The sequence below is a fragment of the Allobosea sp. GW821-FHT09G06 genome (assembly GCF_059416005.1).
Genome location: NZ_JBWKOI010000002.1, coordinates 356476 through 372044 on the forward strand (window position 1 = coordinate 356476; position 15569 = coordinate 372044).

Consider the following 15569-nt stretch of genomic DNA (forward strand, 5'->3'; position numbering starts at 1 on the left):
CCGCGCTTGTTCGAGAGAGAAGTTATGGATCGCAGCGATTGGGTCGATCGAGCGCGGGGCATCGGCATCGTGCTGGTCGTCTTCGGCCATGTTCTGCGCGGTCTGGCCAACGCAGGCATGTTTCCCGGCGATTCGCCGATCTGGTCATTCGACTATGGGGTCTATACCTTCCATATGCCGCTATTCTTCCTGCTGTCGGGCCTCTTTGTCGAGCGAAGCCTGAGAAAAGGCGTCCGACCGTTCTGGCGCTCGAAGTTCCTGACTGTCGTTTATCCCTATTTCCTGTGGTCGCTTGTTCAGGGGCTGTTGCTTGTCGGCTTCGCGGGCATGACCAACAATGCGTCCTCGCCTTGGCTGCGCCTTGGCTCGATCCTGTGGCTGCCACTCGCACCTTTCTGGTTTTTATACTCGCTGTTCTTCTGTCATTTGCTCTTCGTGCTTCTCCGAAAGCTGGATCGGCGCGTGCTCCTCGCCTTGGCCGTGCTCGCCTATGTTGCGGGAGAGGTCTATCGCGGCGGTTCGCACGACATTTCGCCCGTTCCAGATACGACCAGGGGCTTCCTGTTCTACGTGCTAGGCGTCATGGCAGCCGAGCGCAGTTGGCCGCTCACGGCCCTTAGGCCCGGAATCTGGGCTAGCTCAGCGATTGTGATGATCGCCAGCGTCGTGCTGGGATTGGCCTGGAGCATCCCTTACGAGGCGTTGTGGCCTGCCGCGCTCGCGGGCATCGTTCTCCTGGTCGCGCTCGCGCAGCTCGATTTCCCGGCCGCACGCTTCGTCCAGATGCTCGGTCGCTACTCGATGGTGATCTTCGTGACCCATATCATCATCGCGTCGGGGCTGCGGATCATCCTGCTGCGCTTCACGCCGATTCAGGATCCGGCCCTGCATCTGTTGATTGGACTTTGTGCGGGGCTGCTGCTGCCCGTCGTCGCCTATCGTGTGGCGGCCTGGCTGGGGATCGAACTATGGCTGGGCTGGCCGGCTCGCCCGGCCAAGGCGGCCTGAGCCGTTTGGTGGGCCCGGACCTGCTGCGAGCTCAGGACGATGGAAGCTGGCGTTCAGGCCTCGAAGCCGGTGATTCTTCGATGCTTGCGGCGGGGGCGTTCGAGACTCGACTCAGCACGGAATTGAGGACGCGATCCTTGTCGCCGAAAGCCTGCATCTGGCCTGCGTTCATCACCAGCACGTAGTCGCAGGCTGCCAAGGCACTGGGACGATGGGCGATCACGACGGCGATGCCCCCGCGCTCGCGAACCCTTGCAATCGAGCGCGTCAGGGCGGCTTCGCCTTCCGCGTCGAGATTCGAGTTGGGCTCGTCCAGCACGACGAGGAATGGATCGCAGAACAAGGCGCGCGCCAAGGCGATGCGTTGACGTTGCCCCGCCGAGAGAGAGGAACCGTGCTCGCCGATCTGCGTGTCATAGCCCTGCGGCAGCATGAGGATCATCTCATGCACCTCCGCCGCAATCGATGCGGCAATCACGTCATTGGGGTCGAATTTCGGGTTGAAGCGGGCGATGTTCTCGGCCACGGTTCCGGCGAACAATTCGACATCTTGCGGCACATAGCCGATATGTTGTCCCAGCCTTTCCGGCGGCCATTGCGTTAGCGCCGCGCCGTCGAGGCGGACATTTCCCCGGGCGGTTGGCCAAATTCCGACCAGCGCCCGCGCGAGCGACGACTTGCCCGACGCGCTGCGCCCGATAATGCCCAGCGCCGATCCTGCCTCTATCTTGAACGAGACCTCGCGGGCAGTCAGGCTGCTGCCTCCCGGAGGCACAACGCTGATGTGGTCGGCCGAAAGCGACCGATATGGGGCCGGAAGCGCCATCACCTCGTTCCGCGGCAGGTTATCGAACAGCAGGTTGAGCCGGGTCCAGCTGTCTCGCGCTGCCCGGAAGGACTTCCATTGAGCGATGACCATCTCGACCGGCGCCAGCGCGCGGGCGATGAGGATCGAGGAAGCGATCATAACCCCCGGAGTGGCGATCTGCTGGATGACGAGATAGGCGCCGGCCGCCAGCGTCGCCGATTGGATCGCCAGGCGCGCGACCTTGGAAATACTGCCCAGACCCAGCGATACGTCGGCCGCCTTGTTGTTGGCATCGGCGAAAGCGCTGTTCGCCGCCTCCCAGCGCCGCGAGATGTTTCCGCGCATGCCCAGCGCGCGGATGGCTTCGGCATTCCGCCGGCCAGCTTCCGCCAGCGCAGCGCGTTGCGTTCCGTACCGAGTGGCCTCCTTCGCGGCATCTCGCGTGCCAACCTCGGTAAACCGCGTCAGCACAATCAGGATCAGGGCGCCGATAACGGCCATTCCACCCAGAACCGGGTGGAAGAGGTAGCAGATCAGAATGTAGACCGGCATCCAGGGCAGGTCGAAAAAAGCGCTGGGGCCCCCTCCGACGAGAAAAGACTTGATGCTGTCGAAATCTCGGTTGGGCTGACTGGCGTCGAGCTTCAGCCCCTTGTTGATGGAGAGAAAGGTCATCGCCTCGAACAGGCGCGGCGAGATCGCGAGGTCAAGCGACCGCGCGATGCGCACCATGATGCGCGAACGAATGATGTCGATCGACCCTTGAAAGACATAAAGCACTGCGAGGATGATGCTGAGGCCGACAAGCGTCGGAACGCTCCGGCTCGGGATCACGCGGTCATAGACCTCCAGCATGAAGAACGAGCCGCTCAGATACAGCACATTGACGATGCAGCTCATCGCTGCCACGCCCATGAATGCCGAGCGATAGGGAGCGAGAGCCGCCCGAAGTTCCGTGTTACCCTGGGTCAACCGTCACGCCCGCCGATGATCGCGATGCTCAAATGCAAATCCCCGGCCCACAAGCTCCAGGTTATCTGTCGTCAGGCCACTTTGCTCTGACGAGTTTCCGATACCAGAACCGTCGGATCAATACTATGCCCTGACCTTGCTTCTTCGCCGGGCACCTCCCGGCGAGTGCGGTGCGACATGTTTCCGCTGCCCGGCACAAGTGCCATCAGCGTTTCCCGAAGCGCGGTCCAGGAGCCCACCATAGTGTCTCGCGCGGGCGATGCCTGCGCAAACATGCGCAGATAATCCTTTGTGAGCTCGTCCGGCAGCCGGCTGCGGGAGAGGCCGGAGCGGCTTCTCATGCGAGGCCAGCCTTGCTGGATCGCGTAGATGCGGGCATCTGCGGCGCCTAAGCCTGTGAAATCAGCGAGTTCTTCGTCGTCCAGCCAAATCTGCGGCATGGCGTCCTCCTGGATACGCCCCTCCTATCGGAACCACCTTCCCTAATGGTTGATGGTTATGGTGAGTGCGCGTTCAGCATAACGGAGTGTAAAACTCGCGCCGAACCGGGTGCCTGTGCGGCACCCGGGGCCCTGGCCCGTCGAGCCGACGCCTCGCTACGATGTGATGCCGTATTTTGTCATGAGCCAGGCGTTGACCGGAGCAAGATCGGAAGCGGAAATCTCTCCTGTCGAGGCGCCGAGGGTCAGGTCGTAGAGCAGGCCTTCGAAGGCGACGTGCCGCTGCGGCGAGTTCATCAGCGTCAGGCCGCTATCCGCTGCGCTTGTCACGGCATTGGTCGATCCTTTGGCGCCATTGCTCGACTCGTAATCCGCCACCAGGGTGCCATTCCAGTAGTGCCGGCAACGGATGAAGCTGGACGCCGGGTCATCATAGTCGATGACCGTGGTCAGCAGGCCCTTCTGACCGAGGGGCGGACCCCAGCGGTTCGGCGGCAAGGTCGTCGCACCGCGCTCGATACCGGCATTGAAGGGCCGGGATCCCGCCTGCTCGATCCGGCAGAAACCGGAGCCTGCCGCGGAGAACTTGATGCAGGCGGAGGCGCTGGCGGCAAGCGCTGCCGAAGCATCACTTTGGCAGGTCGCCTGGTTCTCGTAGAGCAGGACGGCGACGCTCGACCCGGGCCGGCGCCTGATCCAGTATTCGCCGCTGGCGAGAGGTTGCCCGTTATCCGCGCGGGTCGGTGCCGGCGAGGCGCTGGGAAACCAGAGGCGCATCCTTGCGATATCGGCATTGCTTGGAACCAGTCCGGAACTCGATCGCCCCGTTCCGCCCAGGCTGCCGTTGTTCGAGCCGCTGACCGTGAAGTCGGCCGCGACGTCGTTGGTGATGTCGCCGTACTGGTTGGCGTTGGAGCGGACCGTGCAGACATTGCCGCCGGTCTGTTGCTCGCGCCATTCGGCCACGAAGCGCATGCGCTCACTGTCGGCAGGCCGCTCCGGAGCGTAGATCAGGAAACCGACGGAGCCCTGATCGGACGGTATCACGGGATTGGTACCGGCGGAGGCATCGGCCTGTGAGACGTGGAGCGTCATGGTATTGGCCGTGACCGCGCGGACCCAATAATTCGTGGTTCCTCCCGAAAACCCTGCCGGTAGCGCGCCGCCATTGGCATGGGCGAGCAGCCTGACGCGCCAGCCGGTCGTCATCTGGTGGGTCGTGAAGCTGATGACGCCTGTCGAGGCACTGACGCCGGTCGGAACGATCGGAACCTTGGCGAGGCCGCGCGTGTCGGTCTCGTCCCAGCGCAGCACCGCGAACTGGACGATCGACCGCTTGGATCTCGTTTCCGTCTGAAACGCGATGCGCTGATCGGTCGCGCTCATGTCGAGGCCGAACCCGTACAGATTGTACGAGCTGTTGCTGGCCGGATCACGCACCAGCAGGCGCCCTTGCAGAGCCTTGTCGCCTCGGCTGTCGGCGACGATCTCGAAGCGGTGGTGGCGGTTGGTCGAGGCGATGCCGATCTTGTAGGCTGGCTTGCCGGCGATCAGGTTCGGCAGCTCTTTCGCGAGCGGCAAGGTGGCCAGGCGATGTGTGCCCGTGCCTTGATCGGCGAAGACGACCCTGTTGACGCCTTGCGCGAAATTTTGCGCCGGCATCGGCGTGTCCTCGGAGAGCATGGTCGGCGTTGTCGCCCAATGAGCCTGCGTCGCCTCGGGATAAACGTCGTAGCCGCCGCCTGAACGGGGCGACAGGAAGTAAGCTGCGTCGGCCTGCAAGGGTGTCGGCAGGCTGCCGGTCGACGAGAAATAGACCCTGACCGCGGCCGCCGACGCGAATGTCGAGAATGCCGCGAAACCAAGGTCCGGCAGGACGATTTTCCCGGCGCCGAGATCGACATCCGCAGGTGTGAAATGCTGGTCGAGTTGCTCGACGGTGTTGCTGGAATCTCCCCCCGCAACGCGGAAGAATGCCGGCGTAAAGCTGGGGAACGCGGTCGAGGCGCTGTTGACGCTCAATGAGACGGCCGTGTCGCGCGGCGAGTTCGTCGCGCCGGCCAGCGTCTCCCGTAACGTCACGCCGAAACTGCCCGCAACGCTGGGCGTCGGGCCGACGACGAGATTGGTTCCCGAGATCGCGACGCGCGCATCTGCCGGCACGATCGACACGGTCGAGCCGGCGGTCAGACCGGAAATTGCCCCGATCAGGGTGCCGGACGCGGCCTCTGCCGCGAAGGACGATGAGGACAGGCTGAGGGCCGACAACGTCACGTCGTCACCCGGCACGACAATGGACGGGCTGTTCCCGCTCGTGACGATCCGCGATTGAGATGCCGAAAGCTGGGAGCCCGCCGCCGGCGCTTCTGAAAAGGTGAATGACCATCCGCCAGTTCCATTCGCCGTGGTGGTTCCGGCGACGATGCCATCGCGGCGAACCGTGATCGATACGCCTGGTTCGGACGTGCCGGAGAGGATATGTGTCGTCTTGGAATAAGCGAGACTCGCGGGCGGCGAAACCGCCGCAGCCGTCGCAGCCGCGCTGCGTTTGCCGGAGAAGACGCTTCCCGTCAGAAATGCTGTCATGGCTGGCCCTTCTTATTCGTAGAACTCGATGGAGCCGGCGCAAGCGGCCGGGGCGCGCAGAAGGACATGCGTCGGGGTCGTGATCCCGTCGGGGAGCTTGCCGGGAATGCGGCGCGCGCCGGGATTGAGCACCGAGCCGGAGCCGTCATTCGTGGTAGCAGTGGGCAGAGAGAAGCTTGAGGTCGACGTGCCGATCCCGACACGAACATCGCTGTTGAAACTGAACACGGCGAAGCGTCGACCCGCAGGGATCGCCACACGATGGAGCGTATCCGCCGCCAGCACGATGTTCTCGACCCAATCGGTAAAAGGGGGAGCCAACGCGGCGCGGTTGGACATCAAAGGGTATTCTTCATGAAAGGCGGTCATGGTTGGGTTCTCTGCTCCGGTGGGAAAACCGGAGACTACGGGGATGCAGGCTGGCGGGGATAAGTTCGTCGTGGCGGTGCCGGGCGCCTGGCGAAGCGAGAGCGAATGAGAACTCCCATCCTCATATTCCGCGCGCGCCGCTGGCTGCGTCGCCATAACCTCACATTGGCGATCCCGGCATGCCTGGCCGCCATCGCGGCCGTCGGCCTGTTTGTCCTGGCGGGGCAGGACCTTCCGCCGGAGCCGCTCGAGAACACCACGCCGTTATCGGACGGGAAGCCGCAAACCTCGGGTGCCGCCAAGATCGAATCGCGCATGGAGGCAGCCGCCGCGGCGGAAGCGCGCGCGGCGGCGGGGGGCGACATGTCGGCTTGGCCTGCATTCGCCGTGCCTCCGCCGATGTACTCGGTTGACGGGACGAGTTTCCGCCGCGGCGAAGAGATCGTGCGCCTTTGGGGTGTCGAGGGTCCGAAGCAGGAGGATGTCTGCCTCGATGGTGACGGACGACGCTGGTCCTGCGGCCTGCAGGCGCGTGCGGCATTGCACAACACCGTTACGGGCCGCGGGCTGCAATGCCAGCCGCGCAAGGCGCTGCCGGCAGGAGCATTGGCTGCTTCCTGCAAGATATCGGATGGGGAAGGGCGCCAGGGCGGCGATCTGGCGGCGCTCATGGTTGCGCAGGGATGGGCACGCCCCGACGCCGAGGGGCAGGCGCTCTATGCCATCGAGGCCGACAACGCCAGGCAGAGACAGGCAGGGCTGTGGCGCGGCGGGTGGAAGGTCGCTCCAGCGGCGCAATAGAAGCGGTCCGAAGCCCGCCATCTAGGGTTCAGCCCTGTCGATGTTTTCAATTGTCAGGGGTTCTCGATTCGAATTAGTATTATAAAGTTTTCATAAAAATAGAATCGAATACATTATTCTATCCACATGGCAGGTTTGAGTGGTGTCGTTTTTCAATATAGGGTCGATTTCTGTCGAATAAAACTGTCATAAAAGATGATAATTGCATTTGCTCTATTCATATTCGCATTCGCGATCGGATTTTTATCGAATTTCATATTGGCGTTCGGGTTGCCGATCGTGGCAACTGTCCTCGTTGTCGTCACTTGGCTGGCGCGGCAGAAATTCGAGTTTTTCGAGTTTCTCGTCCTCGTGGGTCATCTCCTCGCTTTTCACTCAGGCTATCTGATCGGCGCTTATCTGGCAGGCCTGCGGCGACGCCGGCAAATGCAAGCCGATGCTCAGGAAGCTGGCGATGCGGAGCCGGAGGTGAAAACGCGGCGCTTCGGGACCGACAGACTGCAATAAGGCCGGGGCTTCAATCCGGGCGCCCGGTGCATTTGTCCTGTCCTTCATCGGACAAGCGGTTGCGATGACGTTTTGACGCGCTGCACCATTGGGCGCATGATCGCCCATATGTCTCCGACGAACATGCACGCAGCGCTGGGACCCAAGGCTGTCCTGCTCCTCTCCATGGGGCTGGGCGGATGCTTGGCCGTGGAAAGCGATCGCGGTCAGCGCACGCTCGCTCCGCTCGATTTCGTGCGCTTCTGCATGGATTACCGCTCCGAATGCAGGGCGGATCGTCCGAATGCCGTGATCGCGTTGACGACCCAATCGGAGGGAGCGATCGCGGACGTCAACAAGGCGATCAACCGCCGAATCGAGCCGGTGACCTGGACCGCGCCTTGGCGAATCCATCCGACGACAGGCAATTGCAACGACTATGTCGTCACCAAACGCCATGAACTGATCAAGCGCGGCTTTCCGGCCTCGGCGCTGCTCATCGCGACCGCGCGCACGCCGGGAGGCGAAGGACATCTGCTGCTGGTCGTTCGTACCGATCGCGGCGAGCGCGTGCTCGATAATCTCACCGACGACATCCTGCCCCCTCGCCGAACCGCTTTCACCTGGCTCACACGGCAATCCGGCTCCGATCCGAATATCTGGGAAGATATCTCGGGTGCCTGAGCCCGTGCGGATCGAGGCCGCCTCGGACATCGCGGCATTGACGCCTTCAGGCCAGCAAGGTCCCGTGATCCAGGAAGTGAAAGTCGTCGATCGTCAGCGCGCCTGGCGCCACGCCCTTGAGCAGGATGCTGTCCCCGCCGCCGAGATCGATCAGCGTGTCACGGCCTGAGGCGCTCAGATGCGATTGCATGTCCGCGAAATCACGGACCTGCGCGGTATCGAAGACCAGTACGTCGTGATTCGAGCCGGAGCCGGAGCGGAAACCCGATACGACATCGTGCCCGAAACCCTCCGCGAAAACGAAGGTATCGTTGCCCTGGCTCCGGAACATGTCAGCGACGCCTGCCGTCGAGATGAGCGTCACACCACCTTGCCAGGCAGTCTGGGTATGGGAGCCGTCGAGATTCGCCTGGTCGGTAAAGAGCACCTTTCCAGCAGCGTCATAGGCCGTGTGCTTCGCGACATAGCCTGAGGCGCTCGCGTCAGCCGGCGTGGTGTAGATATCCTTCGTGCCGTCGGCGTGCACCTGCGAATCGCTTGTCATCACGGCTACGCCTGCGATGGCGGCGAGCAGCTTCGTTTCGCTAATCTCCGTGCCGCCCGGCGCGAACTTGATGACCTCGCTGGCGAGCACGCCGTTCTTGTAGGTCAGCGTGTCAGAGGCACCGTTCGTCCGAACCTGGGTGTGGAGCAGTTGCTGGCCGCTCGCATCGTAAGTGTCCGTCGTCTTGGTCCCGTCGCTGGCGAGATCGAACGTTTGAAGTTCATGGTCTGCGAAGGTACGCGTCTGGTGGATGAGCGTTCCATTGGCGTCATAGCTGTCGTGCTGGGCGCTGTAGGCACTTCCCGAGAGGTTGAGGGAGGTCACGTCTTTCGAGCCATCGGCGTGAACGAGCGTGTCTCGGGTCAGGACGGCCTTTCCGCCGACATTGGCGTAGACCTTCGTTTCGCTCTGTTCGGTCCCGCCGGCGGCGAATTTCACGACGTCTCGCGAGACCACGCCGTCCTTGAACGTGATGGTGTCGGTATAGCCGTCGGTCCTCAATTCGACATGGGATTTCTGGAGACCGGCAGCGTCATAGGTGTCCGTGATCTTGGTGCCGTCTGCGGTCAGCCGGTAATGATAGTCCAGGCTGGCATCGGCATGGGTGCGGGTAGCTTCGATCAGGGTCCCCGCCGCGTTGTAGACGTCGTGCTCGGCGACGTAGCTCTTGCCGACGATGGCGGAGAGATAGACGTCCTTGCTGCGGTCGGCATGAAGCTGGGTCTCGCTCGTGAGGAGCCCGATCGCATTGAACGTCTTGGTGACGGAGATTTCCGACACGTTCGGTGCATAGGTCGAGACTTCCTTGGTGACGAGGCCGTTCGTGCGCGTCTGGACGACCGAATGGACGATCGGGCCGAGCGTCACCTCGATGATGACGGGATGGTCCGAGACTTCGATCACGGAACTGGCGCGCGGGTCGCCGAAAACGCGCAGGGGAGCTGTACCGACGAGCGGATCGTAGAGCGTCGCGGTCGTGGCGCCCGCGAAGGACAGGTCGACGGCGATCTTGGGCGCCTGGATGGCCGTCTGCTTGTTCGGATCCCAGATGTTCGGCTCGGCCCAGAGCACGAGATCGTAGGTGCCGGCGCTTTTCTGGATCAGCAGCGTGTGGACGCCCTTGTCCAGGGGCTTGTTGAAGGTGACGTTGAGTTGTCCGGGCTCCACCTTCGCATCGGAGCCCATCTCGAGGATCGTCATCAGGTTATGGACCGCATCGGCCGCCGGCTTGGGCGTGCCGTCGGCCCGGAACAGCCCGTAGTGCTCCTGGATGGGTGAGGAGGGATTGGGCGCGTTCCTGTCCAGCAGCTCGTAGAGATACGTCATCGAGACGTTGTTCTCGGCCGCATCCATCAAGGTGTTCAGGATATACTTGGCTTGCGTCGCCTCATCGACGCCCCACTGGGCATTGCTGGGAAGCGTGCTGTACCCGGTCTCGGTCACGTTCATCTTGTGGTCTGGCGTCGCCGCCTGCGCGACCGAAAGCCATGTTCCGAAGCTGGCGGGCGAGCGGCCATAGGTACCGTAGATATGGACATTGCCCTCGTCCGAGATCGAGGACAGATCGCCGTATCCATCGAGGTAGTGCGTCGTCGCATAGGCCAGCGTGAAATCCATGACCTTGACGTTCTTCAGCAACGGATCGCTGTGCACGAAGTCGAACAGCGATTTCTGGAACGCCTTGACTCCGTCTACACCCCAGGAGTTGGCCTCGTTCGGGCCCTCTACCGATTCCAGCGCGCCGGGAAAGCGCGACGCGAAGGTTTGCAGCGCCTTGATCTCGTACGGGGCCAGCGTGCTGATGGGAAAGTCGAACTTGTAGCCGCGTTCGGCGAGATAGGTTTCCGTCGTCGTGGTGTAGTCGTAACCCGATTTGCCGAAACCGGCGCCGATGCCGTCGCGAATATGGGTGATGTGCAGGTACTTCAGCGAATTCTCGACCAGCACCGCATCCCGGTAGGCATAGGGGAGCGTAAGTGATGACATGCCGCTATGCATGTTGATACCGACGGAGTCGATGAAGGACGCGGCGGTTTCGGTCGAATTCAGATGCAACACCGTCTTGGATGTCGTCTCGAAAGAAGCGGTGGAAGCTGAACTCATCGCGGCACTCGATCGTGATTGTGCGATGATCTATTCTCGAAATTTATTCCGATTCCGCGATGCAAAGACGTAAAAATCTAGACAAATATCATTCTCTCAAATTGCGCGTTTCTTGTTGATCTGGCGTAGAGCAACCGTCCCCGTAATGATCATCTTTTTCCGCTGGATTCGAGAGCGCGGTCAGCCGGCCCCGAGGCAGAGCGGGTCGCGAAGCCGTCAGCTCGTTGCGTTGACGAGCGTTCAGCCGAATGCCTTATTTGCGATATGACATTCGTTGATCGCCACCTGCGGCTCATCCTGGCCGTCTACGCCATAGCGATCGCATTCACCGCAATCTTTGGCGCGCGTGCTTGAGCCGCGCCGCCGTTCGATGGCGTTGAGGCGTGGCCTGCCATTTCGCGGCAGGCTCGAATGGGGCCGATGCTTCAGATCCTCCTGATCAGCCCGCCATCGATGCGGATCTTCGCGCCGGTCACATAGCTCGCCCGTTCGCTGGCGAGGAAGGTGGGGAGATCGGCGAATTCCTGCGGCTTGCCGTAGCGGCCAGCCGGAATCGCCGCCATCGAGGTCTCCGCGACGGCTTCGCGCGTGCCACCGTTCCGGGTCGCCGCGGCATCGTCGAGCTGGTCGACGCGCGCGGTGTGGATACGGCCGGGCAGCACGACATTGACCGTGAAGCCGCTGCTCGCGACCTCCGAGGTCAGCGTCTTCAACCAGCCGATCACCGTGGCGCGGATGCCGGCATCGATTGCCAATGCTATTCAGTCTTATTAGCGATAGCGGATGTCAGGATCTGTCGATAGGGCGCCCGCCCCAGCCAAGCCTGACACGCCCGAGCGCCATCGTCACCGCCGCTTGCGTCGGCTCGACGATGGGCAGGCCCAGTTCCTGCTCCAGCGCTTCGCGGAAGCGCGCCATGCCGGCGCAGCCCATCACCAGCACGTCGGCATGATGCGCGTCGCGCAGGGTTTTGCCGACGGCGATCATGCGACCGAGCGTGAGGTCGTCATCGGCCATCTCGGCGATGGTGAGGTTGACCGGCAGGTCGCCGGCGAAGCGGCTCATCATGCCCATCGCACCGAGATAGCGCAGGTGGCGCGGGATCGAATTCTTGAGCATGGCGACGATGCCGAAGCGCTGGCCGAGCGTCAGCGCCGTCAACACCCCGCATTCGGCGATGCCGAGAACCGGTTTTTCGCTCTGCTCGCGCAGGGCATGCATGCCGGGATCGGAGAAGCAGGCGACGACGAAGGCCGCCGCCTGGTTTTCGAGGCCCGCGGCGCGCTTGAGCAGGGCAGGGATCAGCCCGTCGACATCGCGCTGCGACTGGATTCCGGGTGGCCCGTCCGCCAGCGTCAGGCATTCGATGGCAGGGCCGCCCGCCATGCGCAGCGGCGCGACGGCGACGTCGATCTCGCGGGTCACGCGCTCGGTCGAGTTCGGGTTGATGACGTAGATCGTGCCGCTCACGACATCTCTCCTTCAGGAATGGTGGCTCGCGGCCGCTCGCGCCAGCCGTCCAATGTCTGGCGCGGCTCCTGGAAACGATCGCCCAGGCCGACATACCAGTCGGCGCCGTGCAGGCGGCCGACGAGATCAAGCTTGTCGATATCGACATGCAGCCGCTCGTCGACGATGCCGTCGCGGATATGGAGATGGACGATCTCCCCGATGACGAGATTGCGATGCCTGGTGCCAAACGAGAGCGACACCGTCTCGCGGCATTCGAGCTGGACCGGCGAGGTAGCGAGCCGCGGCGCCGCGACCTTGGCGCTCGCCACGGTATCGAGCCCGGCTGCCGCGATCTCATCAATCTCGGAAGGGAAGTCGATGGCGCAGACCTGCATCGCCGAAACCATGGCCCGGTCGACGAGATTGACGACGAAGCCGCCGGTCTCGCGGATATTGCGCATCGTGTCTTTCAGCGGCTCGGTGCCGCTGCGCCCCTCGATGCCAAGCACGACCAAGGGCGGGGCATGGCTGAACACGTTGAAGAAGCTGAAGGGCGCGGCATTGGCGCGGCCCTTCCCGTCGACCGTGGTGACGAGCGCGATCGGCCGGGGCAGCACCGTGTTGACGAGGAGCTTGTAGAGATCGCGCTCCCCGAGGTCGCTCGCGGCCCAGTCCATCGCTTCAGCCCAGTTCCGCGTCGAGCAGGCGCACCGTCTCGGCCAGCACGCGGGCGCCGTCGCCGGCCTGGTCGGGCGTGATCGATTCCTCCGGCGCATGGCTGCGCCCTTCGAGGCAGGGCACGAAGATCATGCCGACGGGGCCGATATGGGCGATATGGACGCCGTCATGCCCGGCTCCGCTCGGCAGGTCGCGCGTGGCGAGCCCGAGTGCGGCCGAGGCATTGGCGATGGCCGCGCGAACCTCTGGCGCGCAGGCCGTCGGCGCGACATGGCTGATCGGGTCGACCGCGATGGTGAGACGCAAGTCTTCGAGGGCAGGACGCAGGTCGCGCACCAGGGCCTCGCCGAAGGCCTTCACCGCAGCCTCGTTCCCCGAGCGGACCTCCAGCGTCAGCACGGCCTCGCCCGGCACGGCGTTCGCCGCATTGGGGCTGACCTCGATGCGCCCGAAAGTGGCGACCAGCGGCTGGTTGTCCCGCGCGGTCCCAAGCGCGCGCTTGTAGGCGGCCTCGACGAGTTTCGCCGCGCCGACCAAGGCATCGGCCCGGAGCGGCATCGGCGTCGCGCCGGCATGGTCGGCCCGGCCGGTGACGATGATGCGCTCGCGGCGGATGCCGACGATATCGGTGACGATACCGATCGGGATACGCTCGTTCTCCAGCACGCGGCCCTGCTCGATATGGACCTCGACATAGGCCGCGATGCCATCTGCCGGCCGCTTCACCGCGGCCAGATCCTCCGGCCGGCCGCCGACGAAGGAGATGCCTTCGCGCAGCGTCATACCGTCGGGGCGGGTTAGTGCCAGATGCTGCTCGGAGAGCGTCCCGGCGAGCGCGCGACTGCCGATGCAGGAGAGGCCGAACTCGCTCGGCTCCTCCGCGAGGAAGTCCACCACCTCCAGCGTATGGCGCAGGCGGTCGCCGCGCTCGCTGAAGCTCTGCGCGACTTCCAGCGCGGCGAGCACGCCCAAAATGCCGTCATAGCGCCCGCCGGAGGGCACCGTGTCTGAATGCGAGCCGATCAGGATCGGCTTCAGGCTCGGATCGGCGCCGGCAAGCCGGCCGATCAGGTTACCGGCGGCATCGAGCTCAGTCTCCAGCCCGGCCTCGCGGAATTCCGCTGCCAGCCAGTCGCGCCCTTCGAGGAAGCGCGGGGTGAAGGAGCGGCGCGTCCACGGACGCTCCGGGTCGGTGATCCCGGAGAGGGTCTCGATGCGGCGCCAGAGCCGGTCCTGATCGATCGACATGGTGCTCAGGCCGCCGGGCGCAGGAAGCGGCCGTCGCCGGCCTTGTTGCGGATCACCTTGCCGTCCCAGGCGAGCTGACCGCGCACATAGGTCGCTGCGACGCGGACGCGGAACTCGCGGCCCTCCATCGAGCTCCACTTCACGGCCGACAGGCTCTTGCTGGGATCATGGATGAAGCGGCCGGGCTCCAGCACCGTGATGTCGGCATCGGCGCCCGCTTCGAGCCGGCCCTTGTCGGCGAGCAGGAAGGCCTTGGCGGGCCCCTCGCAGAGCTGTTTCACCACGATGGTCGGCGACAGGCCGTGCTCCTCGCAGCCGGTCCAGAGCGCCGGCAGCAGGGTTTCGATGCCCGGCCCGCCCGAGGTGTTCTTGAAGATCATCGGATCGCCCTTCTTCTCCAGCCCCCAGGAGACGTGGTCCGACGAGATGAAGTCGCAATGGCCGGCGGCGAGATGGCTCCAGAGCAGGTCGCTCTCGGCCTTCGGGCGGATCGGCGGGTAATGCTTGATCTTGGCGCCGAAGCGCGGGCCGTGCTCCTCGGCATTGAGCATGAAATACTGCACGCAGCTCTCGGCCGTCGCCTTGTAGCCGGCCTGCTTGTACATGTTGCAGATCTCGAAGCCGCGCGAGGTCGAGACGTGGACGGCGTGCGCCCGGGCGCCGGTCTCGGCCCCGATCTCGTAGATGCGGGCGGTGGCGAGGTTTTCGACCAATGGAGGATGGGCGCGCAGGAAGGCGTCCGGGCCGGTATCGCCGGCCTCGATCAGCCGGGCGATATTGCGCCGGGTCATCTCCTGATCCTGGTTGTGGACGCCGCAGAGCAGGCCGGTGGGCTCGATCAGCTTGAAGGCTTCATAGAGCGTGTCGTCGCCGATGCGGGGAAAGCGCGTCGGGTTGGCTTCGAAGGTCGAGAACTTGAAGGCGCAGGCGCCGGCCTCGACGAGGCCCGGAATGGCATGCAGGCCGTTCTCGACGGTGATCGTGGCGTAGAGCGCGACATCGACATGGGCGTCGCGCTCGACCACTGCGACCTTCTCGTTGAAGAGCTTGGCACTGGTGACGGGCTCCGGCTCGTCATAGGGCATGTCGACCATCACGGTGACGCCGCCGGCCGCAGCGGCCCGCGAGCACATGCCGATGCCCTCGTGATTGGCCTGGCTGCCGGAATGGACCTGTCCGTCGATCACGCCGGGAATGATCCACTGGCCGCGGAAATCCTGCGTCTCGCGGGCCGCGGGCGGCGTACCCTGACCGACCTTGCCGACCTTGCCGCCGCTGACGGCGACATAGCCGTCCTCGATGATCCGGTCGGCCAGCACGATATTGCCGCGAAGGACGAGATCGAAATCGCTCATGGTGGGGTATCCGGTTTATCCTGCGGGGTAGGTGG

At 63.9% G+C, this 15569-nt stretch carries 14 protein-coding genes and 1 pseudogene; 4 read left to right on the forward strand and 11 right to left on the reverse strand.

Translation table 11 applies throughout. From position 1 onward, the window contains the following. Positions 1-24 precede the first annotated feature (24 nt). Complete coding sequence (locus AC07NY_RS11835; protein WP_494583998.1) at positions 25-1008, forward strand: acyltransferase family protein; 984 nt, start codon at positions 25-27, stop codon at positions 1006-1008. Between the two features lie 31 nt (positions 1009-1039). On the opposite strand, the gene AC07NY_RS11840 is transcribed toward AC07NY_RS11835, so the two are convergent. The 5 genes and pseudogenes from AC07NY_RS11840 to AC07NY_RS11860 form a co-directional block, all read right to left on the reverse strand. Then, positions 1040-2788, reverse strand: coding sequence for a type I secretion system permease/ATPase (locus AC07NY_RS11840; RefSeq protein WP_494583999.1), 1749 nt, complete (start codon positions 2786-2788; stop codon positions 1040-1042). 71 nt (positions 2789-2859) lie between these two features. Next, entirely contained in the window at positions 2860-3228 is a 369-nt protein-coding gene (locus AC07NY_RS11845; protein ID WP_494584000.1) for a hypothetical protein, read from the reverse strand. 156 nt (positions 3229-3384) lie between these two features. Beyond that, positions 3385-5502 carry a hypothetical protein gene (locus AC07NY_RS11850; RefSeq protein WP_494584696.1) on the reverse strand — a complete coding sequence of 706 codons (2118 nt, stop codon included), beginning with the start codon at positions 5500-5502 and terminating at the stop codon, positions 3385-3387. A gap of 63 nt (positions 5503-5565) precedes the next feature. Further along, positions 5566-5814, reverse strand: a pseudogene (locus tag AC07NY_RS11855) (Ig-like domain-containing protein); the annotation flags it as partial. Positions 5815-5826: 12 nt separating this feature from the next. Then, positions 5827-6183, reverse strand: a complete 357-nt coding sequence (locus AC07NY_RS11860; protein WP_494584001.1) for a hypothetical protein — start codon at positions 6181-6183, stop codon at positions 5827-5829. A 165-nt stretch (positions 6184-6348) separates the two neighbouring features. Between AC07NY_RS11860 and AC07NY_RS11865 the strand changes: the two genes are divergently transcribed. The 3 genes from AC07NY_RS11865 to AC07NY_RS11875 all read left to right on the forward strand — a co-directional run bounded on the left by AC07NY_RS11865 (position 6349) and on the right by AC07NY_RS11875 (position 8154). Beyond that, positions 6349-6984: a thermonuclease family protein gene (locus tag AC07NY_RS11865; RefSeq protein ID WP_494584002.1), complete on the forward strand. Its 636-nt coding sequence runs from the start codon at positions 6349-6351 to the stop codon at positions 6982-6984. Positions 6985-7263: 279 nt separating this feature from the next. After that, positions 7264-7491, forward strand: coding sequence for a hypothetical protein (locus AC07NY_RS11870; protein WP_494584003.1), 228 nt, complete (start codon positions 7264-7266; stop codon positions 7489-7491). A 96-nt stretch (positions 7492-7587) separates the two neighbouring features. Further along, positions 7588-8154 (forward strand): transglutaminase-like cysteine peptidase, encoded by a 567-nt coding sequence (locus tag AC07NY_RS11875; RefSeq protein WP_494584004.1) that lies wholly within the window; start codon positions 7588-7590, stop codon positions 8152-8154. A gap of 46 nt (positions 8155-8200) precedes the next feature. Here the strand turns inward: AC07NY_RS11875 and AC07NY_RS11880 are convergent, their stop codons facing one another. The 6 genes from AC07NY_RS11880 to ertD all read right to left on the reverse strand — a co-directional run bounded on the left by AC07NY_RS11880 (position 8201) and on the right by ertD (position 15534). Then, entirely contained in the window at positions 8201-10684 is a 2484-nt protein-coding gene (locus AC07NY_RS11880; protein WP_494584005.1) for a hypothetical protein, read from the reverse strand. A gap of 542 nt (positions 10685-11226) precedes the next feature. Further along, complete coding sequence (locus AC07NY_RS11885; RefSeq protein WP_494584006.1) at positions 11227-11556, reverse strand: SDR family oxidoreductase; 330 nt, start codon at positions 11554-11556, stop codon at positions 11227-11229. 31 nt (positions 11557-11587) lie between these two features. Then, complete coding sequence (locus tag AC07NY_RS11890) at positions 11588-12271, reverse strand: aspartate/glutamate racemase family protein (protein WP_494584007.1); 684 nt, start codon at positions 12269-12271, stop codon at positions 11588-11590. Next, on the reverse strand, positions 12268-12930 hold the full coding sequence (locus tag AC07NY_RS11895; RefSeq protein ID WP_494584008.1) for a flavin reductase family protein: 663 nt from the start codon (positions 12928-12930) through the stop codon (positions 12268-12270). The genes AC07NY_RS11890 and AC07NY_RS11895 overlap by 4 nt, the downstream gene beginning before the upstream one ends. 4 nt (positions 12931-12934) lie before the next feature. After that, positions 12935-14179 carry an N-carbamyl-l-glutamate amidohydrolase ErtE gene (gene ertE, locus AC07NY_RS11900; protein ID WP_494584009.1) on the reverse strand — a complete coding sequence of 415 codons (1245 nt, stop codon included), beginning with the start codon at positions 14177-14179 and terminating at the stop codon, positions 12935-12937. Positions 14180-14184: 5 nt separating this feature from the next. Further along, positions 14185-15534 (reverse strand): hydantoin-5-propionate amidohydrolase, encoded by a 1350-nt coding sequence (gene ertD / locus AC07NY_RS11905; protein WP_494584010.1) that lies wholly within the window; start codon positions 15532-15534, stop codon positions 14185-14187. Positions 15535-15569: the final 35 nt, after the last annotated feature.

Bases quoted from the DNA above. Each gene is read 5' to 3' on its own strand.
- AC07NY_RS11835 (WP_494583998.1), top strand. From the start codon at position 25: ATGGATCGCAGCGATTGGGTCGATCGAGCGCGGGGCATCGGCATCGTG.
- AC07NY_RS11845 (WP_494584000.1), bottom strand. From the start codon at position 3,228: ATGCCGCAGATTTGGCTGGACGACGAAGAACTCGCTGATTTCACAGGC.
- AC07NY_RS11860 (WP_494584001.1), bottom strand. From the start codon at position 6,183: ATGACCGCCTTTCATGAAGAATACCCTTTGATGTCCAACCGCGCCGCG.
- AC07NY_RS11875 (WP_494584004.1), top strand. From the start codon at position 7,588: ATGATCGCCCATATGTCTCCGACGAACATGCACGCAGCGCTGGGACCC.
- AC07NY_RS11880 (WP_494584005.1), bottom strand. From the start codon at position 10,684: ATGTCATCACTTACGCTCCCCTATGCCTACCGGGATGCGGTGCTGGTC.
- AC07NY_RS11895 (WP_494584008.1), bottom strand. From the start codon at position 12,930: ATGGACTGGGCCGCGAGCGACCTCGGGGAGCGCGATCTCTACAAGCTC.
- ertE (WP_494584009.1), bottom strand. From the start codon at position 14,179: ATGTCGATCGATCAGGACCGGCTCTGGCGCCGCATCGAGACCCTCTCC.
- ertD (WP_494584010.1), bottom strand. From the start codon at position 15,534: ATGAGCGATTTCGATCTCGTCCTTCGCGGCAATATCGTGCTGGCCGAC.